The following is a 22,034-nucleotide window of genomic DNA, read 5'->3' on the forward strand; positions in this document are numbered from 1 at the left end:
TTTTAGGCAAGATGATCATTTTTGTTACGCAATGAAGGGAATATTTTTTTGGTTCTTTTTGTGCGATTATTCCTAAAATTCCGCAAAATGGACAGGCGGGTAAATTTACTTTTATTTTTCTAAAAAAACGTTATGATAGAAGGAATGATATGGTAATACAGCACCAAAGAAAGTAGGGAATGACATGGCTAACTATGAAACATTATTGTTTGATGTGGATGACACATTATTAGATTTTGACTTAGCTGAAAATGCAGCACTTGACCGTTTATTTAAACAGGAAAATATTGCAACAACTCCGACGATGATTGCGCGTTATAAAGAGATTAATGAATCTATGTGGCGTGCTTTTGAACGTGGTGAGGTGTCTAAAAATACATTACATAACACTCGATTTTCGGTTGCGTTAAAGGAATTCGGCTTAGATGTAGATGGTGAGTACTTTGAAGCGGTCTTTCAAAAATATTTGAAGGAAGCACATCATTATGTTGATGGTGCCTACGAAGTAATCGAACAGCTTGCCGATAACTATGATTTATATGTCGTTTCAAATGGTAAAACAATTACTCAAAATAAGCGACTAGAGGATGCAAATTTAGCACAATATTTTAAAGACATTTTTATCTCGGAGCAAACAGGCTATCAAAAACCAATGCCAGCTTTTTTCGATTATGTTTTTGATCGTATCGCACATATAAATAAGGATAAAACCTTGATTATTGGTGATTCCTTAACATCCGATGTTAAAGGCGGACTACAAGCCGGAATTGATACATGCTGGTTTAATATACGTGATATTGAAAATACAAGCGATATTCAACCACATTTTGAAATTAAAAAGCTTCATGATTTACACGTATTGCTAGATAATAAAGTAACAATTTGATAAGTAATGTCTGAACTACGCTTCAACTGTTCGTAAGCATGAACAGTTGAGGTGTAGTTTTTTGATAGAACAATTTTTGCAAAGTACATACTTTTGAGCGGTAGTAGTTCGTGTATCCAGCTAACAAATCAAAGACATTTATGCTAAAAAATCTAGGTATGACGGTTATGTTGGTGCTTTGCATTCTTTAGGAATCATAAACGGAACATCGCCAGCTACATTTGATCCAAATGGAAGATCACACGCCAGCAGGCAATATTAGTGGTAGTGCACTAAAATGTATAAAAATCTATAGAACGGGCAAAACCTTTTATGAGACTAGTTTCCATGAAAGGGGAAAAGACGATGAATACTGTTTTACCTGTAAAAACACGCGGTAAAGGGCGTCAGTCATCATTAAATCAGCTTAGACAGAACGGTGCTATTCCAGGCGTTGTTTATGGCTATCAAATGGAATCCACAGCCGTATCACTGGATGCCAGACAATTTGCAAAAATGTTAGCGCAATTCGGCAATAAAAATGTCTTCCAATTAGATGTAGATGGTAAACGGGTCAACGCAGTATTAACAGAAGTACAACGCTGTGCGTTAAAGGGCAATGTGAAGCATGTAGATTTCAAGTCCATCAATATGTCCGAGGAACTAGAAGTTGATATTCCAGTAACAGTTCAAGGTAAAGCTATAGGAGTTGCAGACGGTGGATTCCTATTACAGCCTAATCGTGAAGTTCGCATAAAAGTAAATCCGTCAGAAATCCCTGAAACAATAGAGGTGGATGTGACTGATGTAGCGATCGGGACATCACTTTATGTAGGAGATATTCGCGAAAAGTTTTCCTTTGAAATTTTACAGGAAGATGACTATACATTAGTGACGATCACACCACCTGCTGCTGAAAATGTACAGGAGGACACAGTGGATGGGACCCCTGAAGTAATCGGGGGTACTGGGAAAAATCCATCTGATTCAGAAGAATAGAAACAAAAAAAGGAGCCATCTTACACGCGCGGTAAGTGGTTCCTTGCTGTTTATTGTATAAACTGCTGTATAGATTTGCGATAACGGAAATACATCACTACGTACATACTGAAAGTTGCTGAAAATAGCCAGGGTGGGATAATACGCATGATGGCAAAAGGTGTTTCAAATAAAAAAGAAAAAAGGAAGGCAAAACCTTCTTCATCCCATAAACCTGGCGTAAAATAAGCATCTTTTATATTAAAAAGGTAAACAAATTTGTCATTAGTATAAAAAATCATTAACCATATAAAAGAGAGTATGGCCCAATTGCTGGAATGAATCATTAATCGTTTATATTTAGCAATTTGCGAATCATTATCAGAAAATAATTCGTCGTTGCCATCTTTTCTTTTTAGCCAATAATAGGTACCATCATACGATTTTTCTTTTAAAGCTTGCCATCCAAAATCCTCATATAACTGTTTATAGTTAGTTCGATCCTCTCTCCGAAGATCCTGCTGATAATCAATACGGATAACTTGTTCAAGATCAGTCGTATTTTTAAATGTATAAAAACCGGCAGAATTTATGTTTGTACAAACCCATCCTTTGGACAACATATGATTTAACCATTGCTCTTCTTTTTCGATATCAAAAAAGATTTTAAACTTTATCATGCCCATCTGCTCCCTCGTATAAAGATAAAATTCGCTGCAATCTTTCTTGCTCAGCCGCTAATATAGCTAGTCCCTCAGCTGTTGTTTGATAAACCTTACGCCTCGAATCCTCTGTCTCTACAGGCGAAATCCAATGGTATTTCAACAAATTTTCAATTGCGCCATACATAGTGCCGGCCGCAATCCTTACACTACCAGCGCTCATTTCCTCTATTTTTTGCATCATTGCATAGCCATGTAATGGTTCGCGTAAGGCAAGTAGAATATAATGCATGGTTTCAGATAAAGGTAGTAATTTATGTTTTTTCAAAAGTTCACCTCATATACAGTTCAACTATATAGTTTGATTATATATAGTTGAACTGTATATTGCAACCGAATAAAAAAAGACAATGCACTTTTGCATTGTCTTGTAAGCCTATACTACAGCGCTTTTCACGCCAGTCCATCTCAGAAATAATTTTTCATTAAACGTTAAAGCGAATTGTACAATCGGTCCGAGTCCGAAAGCCATTAGCACAGTACCAACGCCGATAGGACCACCTAGTAAAAAGCCGATTAAAGCGACAGTTACTTCCATAGTTGTTCGAGCGCGGGTAACACTCCAGCCAAGCTTATGGACCATTAGAAGCATTAATGAATCACGAGGACCAATCCCTAAATTGGCCACCATATACATACCGCAACCCCAGCCAAGTAATAGTAAGCCACATACATATGAAAGTAGCTGCATCCAAAAACCATCTATATCAGGAAGCAAATAGTTAAAAATATCAATAAAAATTCCTGCTAAGAACATATCTATGAACGTACCCGGAAGTGGAAACTTCTTTGTTATTACTATATCAACTGCTATTATGGCTAGTCCGATGAGAATGGACCAAGTACCAATAGTTAATCCCAATGTTTTTACTAGTCCAATATGTAACACATCCCACGAACCAACACCAAAAATCTGACCTTTAATTGTCAATGTTATACCTAAGGATAAAAGCAAAATACCCGTTAAGAAGAACAGACACCGTGTGAAAAATGCTTGCTTCATCATTATAACCCTCATTCTAAAAAATTCATGTTGTTCAACAAATTATTATAGCAATAGATTTTAAAATAAATAGAAGATTGTCAATTCATATTTTTCAAAAAATATGATTAGGTTAGCTTAATAAGGACAAAATAGTAGGGATAAGAAAGGATGGGATGATATGACCTCTGTGCGAGATGAAATACTAGAAGTTTTAAATCGTGAAAAAATAGGGACGATGGCAACTGTGGAGAATGGCAAACCGTACTCACGCTATATGACCTTCCAACATGAAGACTTTATATTATACACAGTAACGAATAAACATTCTGAAAAAATGGAGGAGCTTCGCAAAAACCCATATACACATATATTATATGGATACGAAAATGGAGGCTTTGGTGACACGTATGTTGAAATTGAAGGAAAGCTAACAGAAATTCTAGAGGAAGGAATAAAAAATAAGTTAGCCGAGTTTTTTACAAGCATTTTTGTTGGTAATCAAGATGAAATGATTACACTAAAAATCGAACCGATTCGTATGCGCTTGATGAATAAAAAAGGCGATCCACCTAAAGAGCTTGAATTTACAAACGACCATTAAGATGTGGTCGTTTTTTTGAATTGTTATGTGGTATATAGCGAAAATAATTTTTTCTAAAAAATATCGTTACTTGAATATAGTCGAGTGTTCATGCATGATAATTCTTAAAGAAAAAAAGGGGTGCAAAGAATGATAAACAAACTACAGCAGCTCGCACAAAATATTTTAACATCGCAAGGAAAAATTGAGGCGGATTTTATTTTACGTAATGCACAAATTGCAGATGTATTTACACTGACGTGGAAAAAAGCAGATATAGTCGTTAACAATGGGCAAATTGTGGCGCTTGATACAATGAATAGATTTAAAGCTAAAAAAGAGGAGGATGCGGCAGGGAAATATGTTGTACCTGGTCTCATTGATGGACATATACATATTGAGTCATCGATGCTAACACCTGCAGAATTTAGCCGTATACTGATTCCACATGGCATCACAACAGTTATTACAGATCCTCATGAAATTGCAAATGTTGCAGGCGCAGAGGGCATTCAGTTTATGCTAGACGATGCGAAAGAAGCAGATATGGATATTTTTGTTATGCTACCATCTAGTGTTCCGGGCACTCATTTTGAAAATGCAGGAGCAACGTTGACAGCTGCTGATTTAGAGCCGTTTTTAAAGCACGAAGATGTACGAGGCTTAGCGGAGGTCATGGATTTTCCTGCTGTTTTAAATGGAGAAGCGGGCATGCTTGAGAAGATTATCCTTTCACAACAGGCTAATTTAGTTGTAGACGGGCATTGTGCGGGCTTAAATAGTCATCAAATTACGGGCTATCGTGCTGCTGGTATCCATACAGATCATGAATGTGTAACCGCACAGGAGGCTACTGATCGAGTAGAGCATGGGATGTATGTGCTAATTCGGGAAGGCTCTGCCGCAAAAAATTTACGTGATTTATTGCCTGCTGTCAATGCGACAAACGCTCGCCGTTTTGGCTTTTGTACCGATGATAAATACGTTGACGAGCTTATGGATGAGGGGAGCATTAACTTTGATGTGGCTATGGCCATTGAGGAAGGGATGGAGCCACTACTGGCCATTCAGCTTGCAACTGTAAATACAGCTGAGTGTTATCGTTTATATGATCGAGGCGTTTTAGCACCCGGCTATAAGGCTGATTTTGTACTAATCGAAAACATAGACAATATGCGTGCAAAAGCAGTTTGGAAAAATGGTGAAAAAGTTGCAGAAAACGGTGCGATGTTAACGAATCGTACCGAATCTAATGTGCCTGCACATATCCATCGCTCTGTACATTTACCGCAAGTAACGAAGGACATGCTCAGCATTCCGTTCCAAAAAAGTACGAAGGCGAATGTAATGGAAATTATACCAAATCAACTTATTACGAACCATCTAGTAATAGATGTGCCTGTGAAGGATGGTGTATTTGTACCGTCAGTTGAACAGGATTTACTAAAGCTAGCTGTTATTGAGCGTCATCACAATTTGCATACGACTGGTCTTGGTATTGTGAAGGGCTTTGGGTTACGAAAAGGTGCAGTGGCCACTACTGTAGCTCACGATTCACATAATGCATTAGTAGTAGGTACGAATGATGAAGATATGTTACTTGCATTGTCACGCATTCAAGAAATTCAAGGTGGTTTTGTCATCGTAGCTGATGGTGAAATTTTAGCGGAATTGCCATTAACAATTGGAGGCTTAATGACTGACGCGCCAGCTGATGAGGCTAAGAAGCAATTAGCAAGTCTGCATCACGCCTTACACGAGCTCAATCCAACATTAAATTTCCATTTTTTATTGACGTTTTCATTTGTCGCATTACCTGTTATTCCTGCATTAAAGCTAACAGATACAGGGCTATTTGATGTTACAACTTTTCAACATATACCGGTGGAAGCTGAAGTCTAACAATGAAAAACTTTATGTGATGAAATTAAGGTGTCCAATTAAATAAAAGTATGACCCTTCTGCAAAACGAGGGGGTGTTTTCCGTTCCGGCTGAACGCTTTCCTGGGGGCGTAGGGCCAGTAAATGTTTTTTGTGCGGAAGCAACGTGGTAACGTAGCTTCAGCGACAACAGATGTACAATCACCGACACAATATTAGTTGTTCTGATTGATTATGGCGGGTAGCCGAACGGAAACTCCCTTATTTAAGGTGTCACAATTCTCACCAAGATTTCTTCGATTATTTTGTTTCAACATAATGAAACGACCTAAAAGCACAGCTGCTTTCAGGTCGCTTTTTTATATGGGATAGATACGTGCTTTTAACTGCTTATTTAGTATAGATGCCTGCATCAGTGCTTGTTCATCGTGACTAATTTCACCAGGTTTGTTTGCTTCTCCAATAATGTACGACGAGAAAGGCATCTTTAAGAAATCAAAGATATACTGGAATTGCTGAATCATTGGTAGACCCTTTATAAATGGGGCATCACCACCGACAGCAAGAACAATGGCCTCGGTAGTTTGTAGTTTTTCTTGTAGCTGTGGAAAACGCTCGTCTCGAATAGCTTGACTTAGTCGATCTACCATGTTCTTCATTATTCCTGACATGCTGTACCAATAGATCGGTGTAGCAAAAATAACGATATCACTTGTTAAAAATGCATCGATAATTTGATCATAATCATCATCTACATACTGAAAGCCATTGTCATCATGACGCAAATCATGAATGGGTTCAATTGTTAAATTTTTTAGATCTATTTTTTTATGATGTAAGCCTTCTAATACATAATCAGCCAATTGTTCACTATTACTATCGGCTCTAGAGCTACCAATAAATGTGGTAATGTTCATGAAAATCCTCCTCTGTCCCTCAGGTTATAACTAGTGTAAACTTATCATTATTATCGATAAAGCTGAATGTTTCGATGGAATGTATCGAAAAAAACGATTTAGGGGTGAAAAAGATGGATATTAAACAGTTGCAAACGTTTTTAACAGCTTCAGAAACGTTAAGTTTTACGCAGACAGCACAGCTACTAGATTATGCTCAGTCGAGTATTACAGCACAAATTAAATCGCTTGAAGAAGAGCTTGGCGTAGTCCTTTTTGAGCGGCTTGGAAAACGCATTAGCCTTACGGAAGGGGGGCAGCAATTACAACAGTATGCCCAAAAAATGCTAGATCTAAATGTGGAGATGAAAAAAGCTGTATTAAATGAACAAACACAAGCGGTGTTAAAAATAGGTGCACAGGAAAGTCAATGTGTGTACCGTCTGCCAAGTGTTTTACAACAATTTCAGAAATCCCATCCACAAGTCAAAATCATTTTTAAACCGGTACATACAACAGAAATAGCGAAAGATTTATTACAGTCGGGCAATCTCGATATAGCATTTATTACAGATGCCTATAAGGAAACACCTATGTTACATCGTGAGCGGCTTATTCAAGAGCAATTAGTTTTTGTCAGTGCACCTACTGATAGCAACGAGGAGAGAGCTGTATTTTCTTTACAGCAACTTTCAAATGAAACGATGCTTTTGACGGAAAGCGGTTGCTCCTACCGTAATCAATTGGAAGTACAGCTTCAGCAAGAAGGTGCACTACCAATACAAATGATTGAATTTGCAAGTATTGAAGCCATTAAGCAATGTGTGATGGCAGGCTTAGGTATTACATTTTTACCCAAAATGGTGGTGGAGAAGGAGCTAAAAAACCAAAGTTTACAAGAACTGACTACATCAACGAATTTAGCAGATATTTTTACGGATATCGCTTGGCATAAGGACAAACATATATCTCCGTATCTCGCTGATTTTATTGAGATTGCCATGAAGATGTATAAGAAGTTTTAAGAGCATTGTTATACACGGACTAATGATAAAAAGGTGCTTGCCACTGAAATAAACAGCACCATTTGAATTTATAAAGAGGGAACCACATTTTTGACATATCAAATTTGTGGTTTCTTTTTATTTCAACTTTTTGTGTAGATTATTAATTTTCTTTTTTAATAATAATTCAGAATTTCATTTGATTTCGTCACAACAATAGTGTGTGGCGCATAGTATAGAGTAAATACTGTATGACATATAGTAAAAAAATGAGGTGGGTGAATGAGTAATTTATTGAATTCGTTAACTACAGAGCTTAGGAGAGGAACGTTGACATTGGCGGTTTTAAGTCAATTACGAACGCCCCAGTATGGATATTCACTTGTATCATTATTGGAAGGGTTAGGTGTTTCTATAGATCAAAGTACCTTATATCCATTACTTCGTAGATTAGAGAAACAGGAGTTGGTGTCGAGTAGTTGGGATACATCTGAGAGTAGACCCCGTAAGTATTATGTTTTAAGTGAATATGGACTGGAAATATTTCTGCAGTTAAAAAAAGATTGGATAGAGAATTCGAAAGAGCTGTATAACTTATTGAAAGGGGAGGAAGACGATGAATTTAATTGAGGTTTATATTCGAGAAGTTGCTCAAAGGCTTCCTGAAAAAAACCGTGAGGATATTATACTAGAGTTACGGTCAAACATAGAGGATATGCTGCCTGATAATTATAGTGCAGAAGATGTAAAAGTGGTTCTAGAAAAATTAGGGAGTCCAGTGGCATTGGCAAGTAATTATCGAGATTGGCCAATGTACTTAATTGGTCCACGCTATTTTGATGTATATGTGACTTTACTTAAAATGATTTTACCGATTGCAGCTGTCATTTCGTTCATCGCGATGACTACCGAATATCTTATTGGATATAGTGGGGAACAAGCGGTTTTAAATATTGGTTTGAACCTTATGACTGAAGGAATTCAGAGAATCATTGAAGTAGGGATACAAGTATTCTTTTGGCTAACACTTATGTTTGCTGTATTAGAAAGAACAGATAAAGGAAGAGGTGGGCAGCCGTTAACAGCACGCCTTAAAGAATGGACGCCTGATGATTTAAAAAATAAACCTGATATTCCTAAGAAAAAGGCAATTTCAAAGTACGAAGTATTTTTAAGTTTAATGTGGACTGCGATTTGGGCAACGTTTTACTTTTATGCGAATCATCTTGTAGGTGTATATGAAGGAGGGAGAGATGGACTTGTATTTGTGACCCCAACTTTCAATCAAGAAGTTTTGCTTCGATATTGGCCTATCGTTGTTATTGTAATAGCCTTAGAAATAGCATTATCCCTTTATAAATTAATAAAGCAGCAATGGACGAAAAGAATGGCAATATGCAATACTGCCCTACAGTTAATTGGCACTATTGTATTTATTGTAATCCTATTTAATCCTAATTTACTAAGCCAAGATTTTATTATATATATGTCGGATTTATTTGCTACTACTGCTACTGAATTTAAAACGTGGATAGTTGGTGGTGGAATTTCCATCTTTATGATAGCTGCGGCATACAGTGTATTTGATGGCTTCCATAAAGCTAACATTCGTTAATCCGAAAGGAAGAAGAGAATCATAGTGGTGAAAGGCAAAGACGTAAGTTCAAAAAAGTGCGAATGAATTTTTAATCCATTTCGCACTTTTTAGTTCTTTTCACTATTGAAGAGTATTATGGTGATTTATAAAGATCCTTAGGGGTGTACCTATTTAAGTTTCAAGTTTCCGGTTGGACCTAGGGGGGATTTATTGTTTCTTTAAAGTCCCAGAAAAATTCGTTCCTTCATCATGCTCTTTACGACAATCTACCTCGGTAATTTTAAGCGCATTATTAAGGCGTTCAAATTCTAATACACAACGATTGCCGTTTGAGGATTTATTCATCACGGCCTTTGCGTTAGACGTAATCGTCGCTGTCCCGTCTACACTCCCTGCAGCTGTCCCATCATTGGCAGTAATGAAAATAGTAAAGCTTTTGCTTGTTGCGTTTGAAATATAGGCATCACGGCGATTAAAATCAGTTGAGCCTGTACCCCATTTATAGTAATACGAATAGGTGCCATTCCAAGCACTAGTAGAAGGTATTGTCAGCTGCATTGTTTTATCTAGCTGATTTTGGCCATTTTTCGCTCGTGTATTTAATGAAGCATTACTCGTATTTTCGTGAATTTTTTGTGCGTCCTCTGAAATTTCATAAAAATTTCTTTCATCCATACGGTAGAGCATTGTAACGACTTGAGCTCGTGTCATATTGTTTGACACGCCAAAAAATTTCTGTAAATTACGGTTTTCATACTGTAAGTTTTGACCAGTGGAAATGTAATAATCGAGTAGAAACTGTATGGATTGATCTAATCCACTTTTACCATTAGCTAAATGTGTAATAGCCTGTGCCACAACCCCGCGCTTCACATTAGCTGCTCGAATAGTGTTATCGAAATAGCCGTTTAATGGAACACCATAGCTTGCAAGACGATTGTAAAATTCATCAGACCAGTTTGCTGGAGGGGTTTGTTTTTTTAGCTCATCATAAGGTGATTCGAGCTCGTAAAAATTAGCAAGCAGTTTTGCGAATTGTTGCTCCGTAATTGTTGCATTGGGCTTAAATGTACCATCTGCATAGCCATTAACGATATCATATTCCTCTGCCCACATGATGGCTTCATACGCATAGTGATCTTCTGGCACATCTTTAAAACCAGCAGCTTGCACAGTGTATCCACTTGCCACAACAAGAATGGGAAGCAATAAAGCGTACACTAATTTTTTCATTTGTCTCTGTCATCCTTTCTTTCTAGTACTGTTAATAGTTTGAAGGATATGGATAAAAACTGCAAATTTTTCTAGTTTAACGTCTTTCAGCGGGTGTCCAAACGCAATTATGCGTCGGCATAATTGATTTTAGTAGAAAGGAAGATAGAGAAATCCTATAGGGGATTCTTTTAGGAAAGAAGGAATAAACAGAGATGTTGAATAGTTTCAATAAATATCTTCAAAAATGGATGCCTATTTTAACACCCCTAAGTTTAGTGATTGGAGTATTGTTAGGGAATGTAGGGCATCAGCTTCTATTTTTAATACCGTGGCTTTTTGCTTTTATGACATTTGCAGGTAGTTTAAATATGAATTTTGAAGGGATAAAAAATCTTCGAAAATATTCAAAGGTTATAGTAATAGCCCTCGTATTTTTACATCTGATGATGCCAATGTGGGCTTATTTTGTATCAACCGTTATCTTTCACGATCATTTACTAACGATTGGCTTTGTTTTAGCAGTCGCTGTGCCAACTGGAGTAACGAGTTTTATTTGGGTAAGTATTTGTAGGGGACATCTTCCATTGTGTCTTGCGATTATTTTAATCGACACACTTATATCACCCGTGGTTATTCCTGCTTTACTACATATTGTTGTGGGGCAAACAATCGAAATTGATACTGCAAGTCTAATGCTAGATTTACTTTGGATGATTGTTGTACCTTCACTTGTAGGTGTATCGTTAAACGAGTTGACTAAAGGTAATATTGTGATGACACTAGGAAAGAAATTAGCCCCTTTTTCGAAACTAAGCTTGTTTAGTATTGTGATGATTAATAGTAGTGCAATCGCCCCTTATATTAAACATTTTAGCTTGGAGCTTGTCGGTGTTATTATAGTCGTATTTGTTCTAGCTGTATCAGGGTATGCGCTATGTTTAGTACTCGGTCATATTCTATGGAAAGATATAAGTATTATTACAATGTTCGTTTTTACAGGAGGGATGCGCAATATTGCTGTAGGTGTAGTGATAGCGACTACATACTTTCCTTCAAAAACGGTCATGCCAGTAGTGTTTGGTATGCTATTTCAGCAAGTTCTAGCCTCGTTCTTTAGCCGAATAGTGGAGCAGTATCAGCTGAAAGTTGCGAAAGGTTAAATATGCTCGCATTCTTTGGTGGAAGTGAATAATCTTTTTAGGTTGATGCTATCGATTGTTATTAAAACGCCACATCAATTGTGGTGAAGCTTTTATCAAAAGAAGGAGAGGCACAAAAAATGTGATGTAATATCATCAAATGAAAATAGCAAAATATGTTTCCATTATGCTGCCTTCAGAATATGATGAAGATAAGCAGTATCCATCGTTATTTAGTATGTAGGATGGGGGAGATATTTTATTTTACAATTTTACAAAAATATAAATTTGAAAGTAAATATCAGTTGTGCTTGCGAAAGTATTATGAATGCTAATTATGTCTCATAAGAAAGAAGAGTGCGCGAATGAAAGAATTAGATGATTTGAAGCTAACGATTCTTCCGTTAATTATTCTGCTGATTCTTATACTTTTGTGGAAACTGACCGAGTCTGTTGGAGCGGGTATGTTGATTATTATTTTCTGGATAGGCTGGCGGCGCCTTCTTAGAAAATTAATATAAAATGATTATAGAATATTGTTAGGCAGGTCTTTCGATTAATAATACCACCAGCTTTATTCAAACAAAGCTGAACATCGTTTGATACTGGAATCAAACGATGTTTTTTTTCATGGTTCTTACTTTTGAAAAACGACTATGTACGAATATTTGTAATTTTGTTACCATGTAATAATTAGTAATTGAAACTACAAGGAGATACAGCATGTGGCATAATCGAAACGTATGGATTATTTTATTGGGTGAATTTGTTGTAGGTCTTGGCTTATGGGCTGGGATTATCGGGAATCTAGCTTTTATGCAAGAGGTCGTTCCCTCTGACTTTCACAAATCATTAATTATTTCTTGCGGTATATTGGCGGGTTTAATAGTTGGTCCGTTAGCAGGACGTATTATTGACAACTCGCAGAAAAAAACAGTTATACAGTGGGCTAGTGTAGGGAGAATTATAAGTGTTTTATTTATGTTTATGGCACTTTATACAAATTCTGTTGTTTGGATGATTCTTTTTTTAATAACGTTGCAAATAGCGGCCGCCTTTTATATGCCTGCTCTACAATCTATTATTCCAATGATTGTTAAGGATCATGATTTAATCACACTAAATGCTTGGCAAATGAATGCCCGTACGATTTCAAGGATTATTGGTACGGCCGCAGCAGGATTCATGCTTAGTTTCTTTGAGTTGAAATGGTTGTACATCATTTCATTTATTGTCTATATCATGATGTTTGTTATTACGAGCTTCCTACAATTAGATGAAATGGCTAATCACTCGTTAACATCTAAGGAAAAGGGCGACTTTAAAGAAGTGTTACCGATGGTGAAAGAGCACCCAGTTGTTTTAATGACACTTGTCTTAATGTTAATTCCAACATTATTTTTAGGTTCCTTTAATTTAGTTATTATGAAAATTTCTGAGATTCATCATTCAACGACAATATCAGGATTATTGTATACAGTTGAGGGCATTGGTTTCATGCTTGGTGCAGCTGGTTTGAAATTGATTACGGAACGGGTGAAAATTGGGACACTCCTCTTTACTTTAGCATTTATCATCGGTTCGATGGAGCTCATGCTACTATTATCAGATATTAAATTTTTTGCATTAGTGGCTTTTGGCGTTTTCGGTTTTTCAGTAGGCTGTTTTTTCCCAACGACAATGGTGATTTTTCAAAAACAAGTGCCAAAAGAATTTCATGGCCGATTTTTCTCATTCCGAAATATGATTGACTCTGTCATCTTCCAAATCGTCTTATTGTCAACAGGCATGATGCTAGATTTAGTTGGTTTAAGTGGATTGGGACTGGTTTTTGGTATAATTAGCCTGAGCTTAACCATCACTTTTTTACTATATTCGAAGAAGAAGAATGTTGTGATGCATGCGCATTAAATAATAAGGAACTGTCAAATCTGTATTCTCAATCTTTAAGTCAAGATTGGGTAATGGGTCCATATATCAAAGTATGATTCGGATAACTATTATCCTTAGTCCATTTATCCTGATTATAGTGAATGGAAAAATGAACCATATCATGGTACAATAAATACTTAAATAAAGAGATCTTCAGGTTATACGTCAATTTATAAATAGAAGAGGTGTAAAGTGCATACTAAATTTAAATTAATACTATCATCTTTAATAGCATTGATTTTGTTAATAGTTGCTCCATTAGGTTTTAAGGCTGATGCTTCATCTTTGTCAGCTAAAGAAACACCGATTTATTTAAAAATGGATAAATATTTTATTCTCTATACACGACCAAGTGAGCCGTTTCTTGATCAGCAAGGACGCCTGTTAGTACCTCTGCGTTCTATACAGGATTTAATGGGTGGTGAGGTTTCTTATACCCATCAAACAAAAACCGCTACTGTTAAACTTTTAAACCAGACCTTTAAGTTAACAAGTAATGCCAAAGCAGCCTATGTTAATCAAAAGGAAATAACGATGGATACGGTTCCTGTGTTAAAAAATGGAGCAATGTTTTTACCACTTCGTTTATTTTTAGATTATACAGATATCGAGTACAAATGGAGGAATGATGTGAATTTGCTCCATATAACAGATAAGCGCGTTGTAGTAGGAGAACCATTTGAAAGTTTTGCTGGTAATGACTTTACGTCTGGTTATCTTGCTGATGCTTTCCACCTGAGTGCGTTTAAAGTCCAGAATTCTAGTATTAGCATCAAGGCACAAAATATGACAGGCAAAACTGTGCCACAAGGTAAAACAGATATTCAGCCATTAGTTCAATTCAATACAGGCGGTTTTTCAGTAGACTCATATACAAGACCTGGAAATAAGGAGATACCTGAAATTAAAATAGGTCAATCCTTTTGGGTTACTAAAAAGATAGGTATTCGTGATCCCGCCTATATTATAGCTGTAGGAAGAAAAGCAAATTAAGTTAAAAATCCATCTCACTTTAGTACGAGGGCATGAAAAAGTAGATTTACGCCATAAATATTGGTGTAAATCTACTTTTTATATGATAAATAAAAAGTGATTGTCTAATAATGGGATGATAAACTGGTTAAACATTATGATAAGTAGAAAGAAGGTTTTGAAAGATGTTTGGAAAAACACAAGATCCCATAGAGACTTATATAGACTCACCCGAAAAGCTAAAAAGCTTATATAAGCGAGTGCTAATCGTTGTTAGTCTCTCACAAGTTTTTGGGGGGGCAGGGCTTGCAGCAGGTATTACGGTAGGGGCTCTCTTAGCTCAACAAATGCTAGGAACGGATGCTTATGCAGGGATACCGTCCGCTTTATTAACTTTAGGGTCGGCGGGTGCAGCTTTAATTGTAGGAAAACTATCACAACGTTATGGGCGTCGTACAGGTTTATCGACAGGTTTTATTGTCGGAGGACTCGGTGCAATTGGTGTAGTGATTGCTGCCATGATAAATAGTGTCATTTTATTATTTGCGTCTCTAGTAATCTATGGCGCAGGAACTGCAACAAATTTACAAGCCCGCTATGCAGGGACAGATTTAGCCAATAATAAACAACGTGCAACGGCTATCAGTACAACAATGATGATGACAACATTCGGGGCTGTGGCAGGGCCAAATTTAGTAGATTTTATGGGTGAATTTGCTGTTTCTATTGGTGTACCGGCGCTTGCGGGTCCTTTTATCTTATCAGCAACAGCATATACTTTAGCAGGTCTGGTCCTTTTTATTATGTTGCGTCCTGATCCATTAGAAATTGCAACCATGCTAGAAGCGCACAAACAAGAAAATGAGCATGGAAATAAGACAGAATCCTTCAATAAAAAAGCTCTAAATAAAAGAGGTCTTACAGTCGGTGCAACGGTGATGGTACTTACGCAAATTGTAATGGTTGCTATTATGACAATGACACCCATACATATGAAACATCATGGCCATGGTTTATCGGAGGTTGGACTTGTTATAGGATTCCATGTAGCTTCTATGTATCTTCCGTCGCTCATAACAGGTATTCTTGTAGATAAAATCGGACGGACTGCCATGAGTATTGCTTCCGGAGTGACTTTGTTATTTGCTGGTTTATTAGCGGCATTCGCACCGAGCGATTCCATGGTTCTATTAGTTATTGCACTTTCTTTACTTGGATTAGGGTGGAACTTTGGCTTAATAAGTGGAACTGCTCAAATAGTAGATTCGACAGAGCCTTCTACACGTGCAAAAACGCAAGGGAAAATAGATGTTTTAGTTGCACTAGCAGGTGCTTCTGGTGGTGCACTCTCAGGCATGGTAGTAGCTAATGCAAGTTATGCGGTATTATCTTTAGCTGGAGGTCTATTATCCTTAATTCTTATTCCAGTTGTTATTTGGTCAAGAAGAGCTTGAGAATGGTATAAGTTACGTAACATTGGTTACTAAACAATTTTTGAGAAGTTCATAAATTAAATAAATCTAAAAAACTGGTTAGGCAAATATGAACTGCCCCGTAAAAGTTAGACATCAATCTAACTTTTACGGGGGTTTTTTTATGACAAGGCTCTGTTAAAGGTGAATGTTGAAAATTGATTACCTTCAAAAAAAGTGGTTATAATAAGAACGAATGTTCTTATTTGGAGGGTTCGAAGATGAGTAAAGCGTTTAGCAATTTATTAAAACATATCGATAAATTATCGCATACAGATAAAGAACGAGTTTTTCAATGGGTGAAACGCTATGTTGAACCTTCCTCAACTGTTGATGGTCGCTTAATCGATGAAATGCGGGAAGTACGTTATAAAGAAGGTTTTGAATGCCCTCATTGCACTTCAGAACACATTAATCGATTCGGTAAAGTTAATGGTCGTCAACGATATCGCTGCAAGGCTTGTCGTAAAACGTTTATGGATACTACAAATACAATTCTTTACCGCACTCGAAAAGGTAATGAATGGATTACTTTTGTTGAATGTATGTTTAAAGGGTATTCCTTAGTAAATCAGCAGAAATTGTGGGCGTTACTTGGGTTACGTTATTTTATTGGAGACGCAAGTTATTATCAGCTCTTAAACAAATGGATTTTGAGCAATTTGATGGAATCGTTGAAGTTGACGAGACTTATTTTTTGTATTCTCAAAAAGGACAACGTGGCATTAGCGAACGTAAACCACGTAAGCGAGGCGGTAAATCAACACTAAGAGGGATTAGCAAGGAACAAGTCTGTGTTCTAGTCGCTAGAGACCGAACAAAAGCAACTGTTTCAAAAGTAGCCTGTATGGGTCGTGTTGTGAAAACCAAAGTTGACGGTATGATTGGGTCTAAACTAACACCTAATAATGTACTTGTAACAGCCGCTTGGAGAGCCTATAAAACGTATGCAAGTGAAAAAGGAATAGAACACTATCGCATTAAATCAGACGATGGAAAACACGTTATCAAAGGTTTATATCATATCCAAAATGTAAATGGACTCCATTCGCGTTTAAAACATTGGATAAATCGGTTTAATGGTGTCGCGTCTAAATACCTTGATAATTACCTAGCTTGGTTCTTATTTGTAGATAGCCATAGCAACGAAAGCACAAAACACAATATCAAAGAATTTCTTTTGACATCCTTTGTTTTTGAAATGACCGAAACTTATCGAAGTTTACGGTTATCGAAATTCAATTTTATTTGACTATTAGGGTAACTACATCAAAATAGAGTTCTGTCAAATTTTTGCGGATTTACAACGTTAAACAATAAAGTTTCCAAACGACGCTTTGGTAACTTTAATTTTCAGCATTTTAATCCGGATTAATTATTATTTTCACAGGGTATTTTATATACTAAAACATACTAGAATCGAAGGTTTTTTGTTATCTATGTTGAATCTAATTACTATAATAAATTGCGGTAAAATTCATTTAGGCAAAGGGGGTGTAAGAGTGGACCTATTACTTTGGATAACTATTGGTTTCATAATAATTGGATTTGTCGTTCTCATTTCTATGAAAAAAGGTATGGAAAGTAAGGTTGTTTTTATAAAAACAAATCCGGAAGACGAGGGGAATTCATCAAAATCTAAATCAGTAATTTGGTGGATATTGAGTGCCGCTGCTTGGGGGATAGTGAGTATGTTTCTTGTGGGTAGGTGTTTTCAGAATTACTTCGGATAACTGTTGGCTTCAAATGTACTTAAAAAAACTGATAGTATTACTGTAATGTCTATTCTTGAATAATAAATACTATATACATTATAAATTCAATAAACTTTCCCAAATGAAAGTTTGGACACACATTAAAAACCGTGAAACGCTGATTTTATAGCATTTCACGGTTTTTCTTCTGAACATTCGTTATGTAATATTTTATACAAATCTCATAAACCGTTGATGAAGCAGTATTTATGCTTCCTTAGCGTGTTCACTATCTGAAATAGTGTATATTCCTTACTATTGTAAAAGCATATCTGTTTATGATAATTCGAAATGAGGAGCCTCAACAAAATAGATACTCTATTTATGTTTAAATAACAACAGTTAAATTTAACAGAGCCTATGACAAAAGTAAATGCTGAACAACGTCAAGCAGTCCAGCGATACTTAAATGGAAATGAATCTATGATTGAAATCGCGAAAGATATCGGAGTGGCAGATCAAATAGTAAGTGAATGAGTTCGCCGTTAATAATTAAAGGGCATATCCAATCGGGTATGGCTTTTTATTATATAATGTGGGACAGCATTTTGAACAGTACGATTAAAACATCATTACGTGTGTGCTAGTTGGAGAACGATTTTTGTTACTAAGCATATCCAACCTAATGAAATGCATATAATGATACAATTTTACTAATTTAATAATTCGATAATTAATTGTTTGAACATTTATAACTATTAAATGTGAAGGATGATAAATATAATAGCATGTTTTTAATAGTTATAATAATTTTAATTGACAATGATAATCATTCTCTTTATATTATTGATTACGTTCACAAATTCATACTACTTTTGGAAAGAAGGCATTTATATTAAAACACGTAGAATCATCTCAAAAATTCATTTATGGCTTAGTATGCTAGCAGGGGTTTTTATAGTACTGATTGGCTTAACAGGAAGTTTGCTTGTCTTTGAACCTGAACTAAACAGCATGCTGCATCCTAATTTGTATAAAGTAACAGAAGGAAAAAAAGTTACGTACCAAGAAGCCTTGCAGGTTGTATCAGAATCATATCCAAAAGGTCAAATCGACCGTGTATACACTCCAAGTGAACCTAACGCTCGAGGCGTTTATCTATTCCGCCTTAAAGAAGGAGAAGAGCAACAAAACATATTTGTCGATCCAGGAACAGGATACATAAATGGAACATTAGGGGATAAAGCATTTTTAAATCTAATAACAGAGTTTCACGAAAAGCTACTGTTAAAAGATTTCAATGGTGAGAAAATCATCGGTACGATTGGATTTATGTTCTTTTTTATTACATTATCAGGATTATATTTATGGTGGCCGGGGATTAAAAAATGGACACGTGGGTTTATTTTAAGACGTAATGCCAATCCTTATGTACGACAATTTGATCTTCATAAAGTCATTGGTGGGGTTTCCATTCCATTTTTATTGGTTGTCTCGTTAACAGGAGCACTTTTTGCATATGATGACATGATTTTTGGTTGGTTTGGTGCAAAAGCAAAGGTGATGCCTCCAGAAGAGCAGCTTATCTCAAAACCACTTTCCAGTGGTAAGCTTCCACTGGATGAATTGATAAATAGGGCTGAAAAAGCAGTACCGCAGGGGACACTTATGCAAGTTAGAATACCCGAAAAGGCTCCAGAAGGCGCAGTGGAATTTCGTCTCAGCGGTTCATTCGATCCAGGGAATGGAAATGTAAAAGTATGGTTAGATCAGTATAGCGGAAAAGTAGTGGGCAAGCTAGATCCACGCATTAATAGTGGGCTTATGTATCAAACATGGCACCTTCCATTACATACCGGTAGTTTTGGTGGTTTATTTACTAAAATTTTGTATGCTATCGGTGGTCTTACTCCATCTATACTAATGTTCACTGGTGTCTATATGTGGTGGTATAAGAGAAAGAACAAGAATAAACGGAAACAGAAAATCGACTCGAGAGCCGTAGCATAAAGACAAGGCGACGCTTTGATGAATAATTGTTGATCTGTTTAACTTTATTTCAGTAAGTCGAATAACAAGGTCTTTCATTTGGTGAATTTAGCTTTACTGCTATATTTCTTCCCTTATGGTAAGAAAGTCTTGATAAAAGAGTATCTGATAAGGCAGCGGATATATTGTTAGAGATAGCTAATTCGATAGATTGAAATAAGGATTGATTTTACAATCTTGAGACGATTTCAAATTAATCGTTACACAATAATAGAAAAATCGAAAGGCTTGGGGGGATTCCTAAGCCTTTTGTGTATTTCGATTATCATATACACGTAAGAACTGCCTAAAAGTCCCAGAGCAGAAGATTTTTATTTCATTTTATAAAATGGCTATTGATTGTTACTGACCATTGTGAGGATCAGTCGAATAGTGCAATAAAAGAACAGCTAACAATTAAGTTAACTGTTCAAATGGTTCTATAAAAGTGAATTATTATTAGGCGTTCATATCAACAAATTTTACTTGATAATTTTCCTCCGAAGTATCTACAATAGCAGAGATTTTCTTATTCTCATTACCAATAACATGACCTTCCAAATATACTTCATGTATTGCATATTCACCTAAAGAACTAACTTCGTTTATTGTAACATCGATATTGTTTTCGTTTTTTAAATGCTCAACGGTAGCTTGTATGGCTTTTTCTTTCGTATTAGACCAGGCTTCTTCACTAAATTCCTTAGGCATACCTTGGTCGATAAGGAAAAAAGCGGCTAGAGCTAAAGCAATAATTGTAGTGCCCAAAAATAGATAAATATTTAATTAGTTTGTCATTCATAAAAATTCTTCCTCAAATCATGTTTTCTTATTGTTCTCCAACAATAGTAATTCTAAAACACAATTTAGTTTTAACAATTAAATTTTGGTGACATGAAACTTATATTTTGTAAGTTTTAGTTTCAACAAATAAAAACAAGTGTTCCTGAACACTTTGAGGAAAGAAACTATAAAAAGGGTCACTTGGGATAGGAGTGACCCTCAGTAACAAAATTCGGAGGTGTAAGGCTAAATTAGCTTTACATTACTATTAATATGTCGTGATAACGTTGTTTGTATAGTTCATAGCCTGAGAAAATAGATTTAAAAATAAAAAAGCCGTAGCATCGTTTTACGCTACAGCTAAGAATTGGTTTATGCCCTTCGAATGACTTGTTCGTTAAGACAAAAAATATTTTTTAAATAAAACTGATAAAAATTCGATTTACATCAGTTTTAAGTTTTAACGATTAATCCTAACAATGAAGCAAATCCAACCGCTTGTTCCGAGGATACTTCACAGCCTTTCAAGCTTTCCAAGGTAACATTAAGTCTTTCAAATTTACATGTGCTTATATCAATTCCTTTTAGTGACGTTTGAGAAAAATCAACATCATTAATATCACTTTGAGAAAATATCACCTTATTAAATGAGCATTCAAAATAGTTCGCACCTTGTAAAGTGGAATGATCGAATATTACTTGTTTTAAACGAGTTTCTGAAAAGTCGCATAAATTTGCAATACAATTTTCAAAAGAAACATTTCCGAAATTAGCTCCTAAAAAATCTAATCCTAATAATTTACAGTTTTCAAATTTAACTCGATGTATTAAGCCTTCACTGAAGCTGGAATTAGATAAATCACAGTTTTCAAAAATCACATCAGTCAAATCAATTTTTCTAAAAGTAACATTTATGAATCTCACATTTTTAAAAATAACTTTTGATAAAACGAGTCTTTCGACAAACTCTTCATCAATTACGGTGTTAGAGATCATGCAGTTTGATAAATATGGTTCTTCTTCATAAAAAATATCTTGAAAATTCGCTTTTTCTAAATGTGATGGTAATTTTGGACATTCAATTTTGAAACCTTTTGCCACAATAGCACAGCCTTTCAAATGCAGTTATTTACTATTAATAAATAAGTTTAAATAAAAAGCATTAATTATATAAGACTATATTTTTTTGGAAAAGTGTGTGCAAAATGATTGTTTGAAAAGATAAATTTATTAGTATTTTTAAAAAATGATTTTATACATTTCCAAAAATGGTCAACCAGAAATATCTGGC

The 22,034-nt window shown here is 35.7% G+C and carries 22 protein-coding genes and 1 pseudogene; 16 read left to right on the plus strand and 7 right to left on the minus strand.

Going from position 1 to position 22,034, the window contains the following annotated elements:
- Positions 1-184: 184 nt before the first annotated feature.
- From ACQKMI_RS13550 to ACQKMI_RS13560, 3 genes are all read left to right on the plus strand, one after another.
- Positions 185-886: a YjjG family noncanonical pyrimidine nucleotidase gene (locus ACQKMI_RS13550; protein WP_427489686.1), complete on the plus strand. Its 702-nt coding sequence runs from the start codon at positions 185-187 to the stop codon at positions 884-886.
- A gap of 136 nt (positions 887-1,022) precedes the next feature.
- Positions 1,023-1,148 carry an S-layer homology domain-containing protein gene (locus tag ACQKMI_RS13555; RefSeq protein WP_427490111.1) on the plus strand — a complete coding sequence of 42 codons (126 nt, stop codon included), beginning with the start codon at positions 1,023-1,025 and terminating at the stop codon, positions 1,146-1,148.
- A gap of 83 nt (positions 1,149-1,231) precedes the next feature.
- Positions 1,232-1,864 carry a 50S ribosomal protein L25/general stress protein Ctc gene (locus ACQKMI_RS13560; RefSeq protein WP_427489688.1) on the plus strand — a complete coding sequence of 211 codons (633 nt, stop codon included), beginning with the start codon at positions 1,232-1,234 and terminating at the stop codon, positions 1,862-1,864.
- A 50-nt stretch (positions 1,865-1,914) separates the two neighbouring features.
- Here the strand turns inward: ACQKMI_RS13560 and ACQKMI_RS13565 are convergent, their stop codons facing one another.
- The 3 genes from ACQKMI_RS13565 to ACQKMI_RS13575 form a co-directional block, all read right to left on the minus strand.
- Positions 1,915-2,523, minus strand: a complete 609-nt coding sequence (locus ACQKMI_RS13565; protein WP_427489690.1) for a DUF2812 domain-containing protein — start codon at positions 2,521-2,523, stop codon at positions 1,915-1,917.
- Positions 2,510-2,797: a PadR family transcriptional regulator gene (locus tag ACQKMI_RS13570; RefSeq protein WP_427490113.1), complete on the minus strand. Its 288-nt coding sequence runs from the start codon at positions 2,795-2,797 to the stop codon at positions 2,510-2,512. Before ACQKMI_RS13570 ends, ACQKMI_RS13565 begins: the two co-directional genes overlap by 14 nt.
- Before the next feature lie 144 nt (positions 2,798-2,941).
- On the minus strand, positions 2,942-3,568 hold the full coding sequence (locus ACQKMI_RS13575) for a YczE/YyaS/YitT family protein (RefSeq protein WP_427489692.1): 627 nt from the start codon (positions 3,566-3,568) through the stop codon (positions 2,942-2,944).
- 160 nt (positions 3,569-3,728) lie between these two features.
- Here ACQKMI_RS13575 and ACQKMI_RS13580 point away from each other — a divergent pair, with 160 nt between their 5' ends.
- Both ACQKMI_RS13580 and ade read left to right on the plus strand, forming a co-directional pair.
- The gene (locus ACQKMI_RS13580; protein ID WP_427489694.1) at positions 3,729-4,151 is read left to right on the plus strand and encodes a pyridoxamine 5'-phosphate oxidase family protein; all 423 of its coding nucleotides are present in this window, start codon (positions 3,729-3,731) and stop codon (positions 4,149-4,151) included.
- A 129-nt stretch (positions 4,152-4,280) separates the two neighbouring features.
- Positions 4,281-6,032, plus strand: a complete 1,752-nt coding sequence (gene ade, locus ACQKMI_RS13585; protein ID WP_427489696.1) for an adenine deaminase — start codon at positions 4,281-4,283, stop codon at positions 6,030-6,032.
- 338 nt (positions 6,033-6,370) lie between these two features.
- On the opposite strand, the gene ACQKMI_RS13590 is transcribed toward ade, so the two are convergent.
- Positions 6,371-6,928, minus strand: coding sequence for a flavodoxin family protein (locus ACQKMI_RS13590; RefSeq protein WP_427489698.1), 558 nt, complete (start codon positions 6,926-6,928; stop codon positions 6,371-6,373).
- 113 nt (positions 6,929-7,041) lie between these two features.
- On the opposite strand from ACQKMI_RS13590, the gene ACQKMI_RS13595 reads away from it, so the two are divergent.
- From ACQKMI_RS13595 to ACQKMI_RS13605, 3 genes are all read left to right on the plus strand, one after another.
- Positions 7,042-7,932, plus strand: coding sequence for a LysR family transcriptional regulator (locus ACQKMI_RS13595; RefSeq protein WP_427489700.1), 891 nt, complete (start codon positions 7,042-7,044; stop codon positions 7,930-7,932).
- 261 nt (positions 7,933-8,193) lie between these two features.
- Complete coding sequence (locus tag ACQKMI_RS13600; protein ID WP_323646698.1) at positions 8,194-8,541, plus strand: PadR family transcriptional regulator; 348 nt, start codon at positions 8,194-8,196, stop codon at positions 8,539-8,541.
- On the plus strand, positions 8,528-9,526 hold the full coding sequence (locus tag ACQKMI_RS13605; RefSeq protein WP_427489702.1) for an HAAS signaling domain-containing protein: 999 nt from the start codon (positions 8,528-8,530) through the stop codon (positions 9,524-9,526). The genes ACQKMI_RS13600 and ACQKMI_RS13605 overlap by 14 nt, the downstream gene beginning before the upstream one ends.
- A 189-nt stretch (positions 9,527-9,715) precedes the next feature.
- On the opposite strand, the gene ACQKMI_RS13610 is transcribed toward ACQKMI_RS13605, so the two are convergent.
- Positions 9,716-10,741 (minus strand): S-layer homology domain-containing protein, encoded by a 1,026-nt coding sequence (locus ACQKMI_RS13610; RefSeq protein ID WP_427489704.1) that lies wholly within the window; start codon positions 10,739-10,741, stop codon positions 9,716-9,718.
- Positions 10,742-10,935: 194 nt separating this feature from the next.
- Here ACQKMI_RS13610 and ACQKMI_RS13615 point away from each other — a divergent pair, with 194 nt between their 5' ends.
- The 8 genes and pseudogenes from ACQKMI_RS13615 to ACQKMI_RS13650 all read left to right on the plus strand — a co-directional run bounded on the left by ACQKMI_RS13615 (position 10,936) and on the right by ACQKMI_RS13650 (position 19,942).
- Positions 10,936-11,883, plus strand: coding sequence for a bile acid:sodium symporter family protein (locus ACQKMI_RS13615; protein WP_427489706.1), 948 nt, complete (start codon positions 10,936-10,938; stop codon positions 11,881-11,883).
- Between the two features lie 344 nt (positions 11,884-12,227).
- Positions 12,228-12,383, plus strand: a complete 156-nt coding sequence (locus ACQKMI_RS13620; protein ID WP_427489708.1) for a hypothetical protein — start codon at positions 12,228-12,230, stop codon at positions 12,381-12,383.
- A 202-nt stretch (positions 12,384-12,585) separates the two neighbouring features.
- Positions 12,586-13,773 (plus strand): MFS transporter, encoded by a 1,188-nt coding sequence (locus ACQKMI_RS13625; RefSeq protein WP_427489710.1) that lies wholly within the window; start codon positions 12,586-12,588, stop codon positions 13,771-13,773.
- A gap of 213 nt (positions 13,774-13,986) precedes the next feature.
- Entirely contained in the window at positions 13,987-14,787 is an 801-nt protein-coding gene (locus ACQKMI_RS13630) for a copper amine oxidase N-terminal domain-containing protein (protein ID WP_427489712.1), read from the plus strand.
- A 164-nt stretch (positions 14,788-14,951) separates the two neighbouring features.
- Positions 14,952-16,220, plus strand: coding sequence for an MFS transporter (locus tag ACQKMI_RS13635; protein ID WP_427489713.1), 1,269 nt, complete (start codon positions 14,952-14,954; stop codon positions 16,218-16,220).
- A 239-nt stretch (positions 16,221-16,459) separates the two neighbouring features.
- Positions 16,460-17,490, plus strand: a pseudogene (locus ACQKMI_RS13640) (IS1595 family transposase).
- Positions 17,491-17,740: 250 nt separating this feature from the next.
- Positions 17,741-17,971, plus strand: coding sequence for a hypothetical protein (locus ACQKMI_RS13645; RefSeq protein ID WP_427489715.1), 231 nt, complete (start codon positions 17,741-17,743; stop codon positions 17,969-17,971).
- A 783-nt stretch (positions 17,972-18,754) separates the two neighbouring features.
- Complete coding sequence (locus ACQKMI_RS13650; RefSeq protein WP_427490115.1) at positions 18,755-19,942, plus strand: PepSY-associated TM helix domain-containing protein; 1,188 nt, start codon at positions 18,755-18,757, stop codon at positions 19,940-19,942.
- 477 nt (positions 19,943-20,419) lie between these two features.
- On the opposite strand, the gene ACQKMI_RS13655 is transcribed toward ACQKMI_RS13650, so the two are convergent.
- The gene (locus tag ACQKMI_RS13655) at positions 20,420-20,728 is read right to left on the minus strand and encodes a phosphoglycolate phosphatase (RefSeq protein ID WP_427489717.1); all 309 of its coding nucleotides are present in this window, start codon (positions 20,726-20,728) and stop codon (positions 20,420-20,422) included.
- A gap of 468 nt (positions 20,729-21,196) precedes the next feature.
- On the minus strand, positions 21,197-21,844 hold the full coding sequence (locus ACQKMI_RS13660) for a pentapeptide repeat-containing protein (protein ID WP_427489719.1): 648 nt from the start codon (positions 21,842-21,844) through the stop codon (positions 21,197-21,199).
- Positions 21,845-22,034: the final 190 nt, after the last annotated feature.

Origin of the sequence: Lysinibacillus sp. NPDC097214, from assembly GCF_050277945.1 — a bacterium.
Classification (GTDB): Bacteria; Bacillota; Bacilli; order Bacillales_A; family Planococcaceae; genus Lysinibacillus; species Lysinibacillus xylanilyticus_B.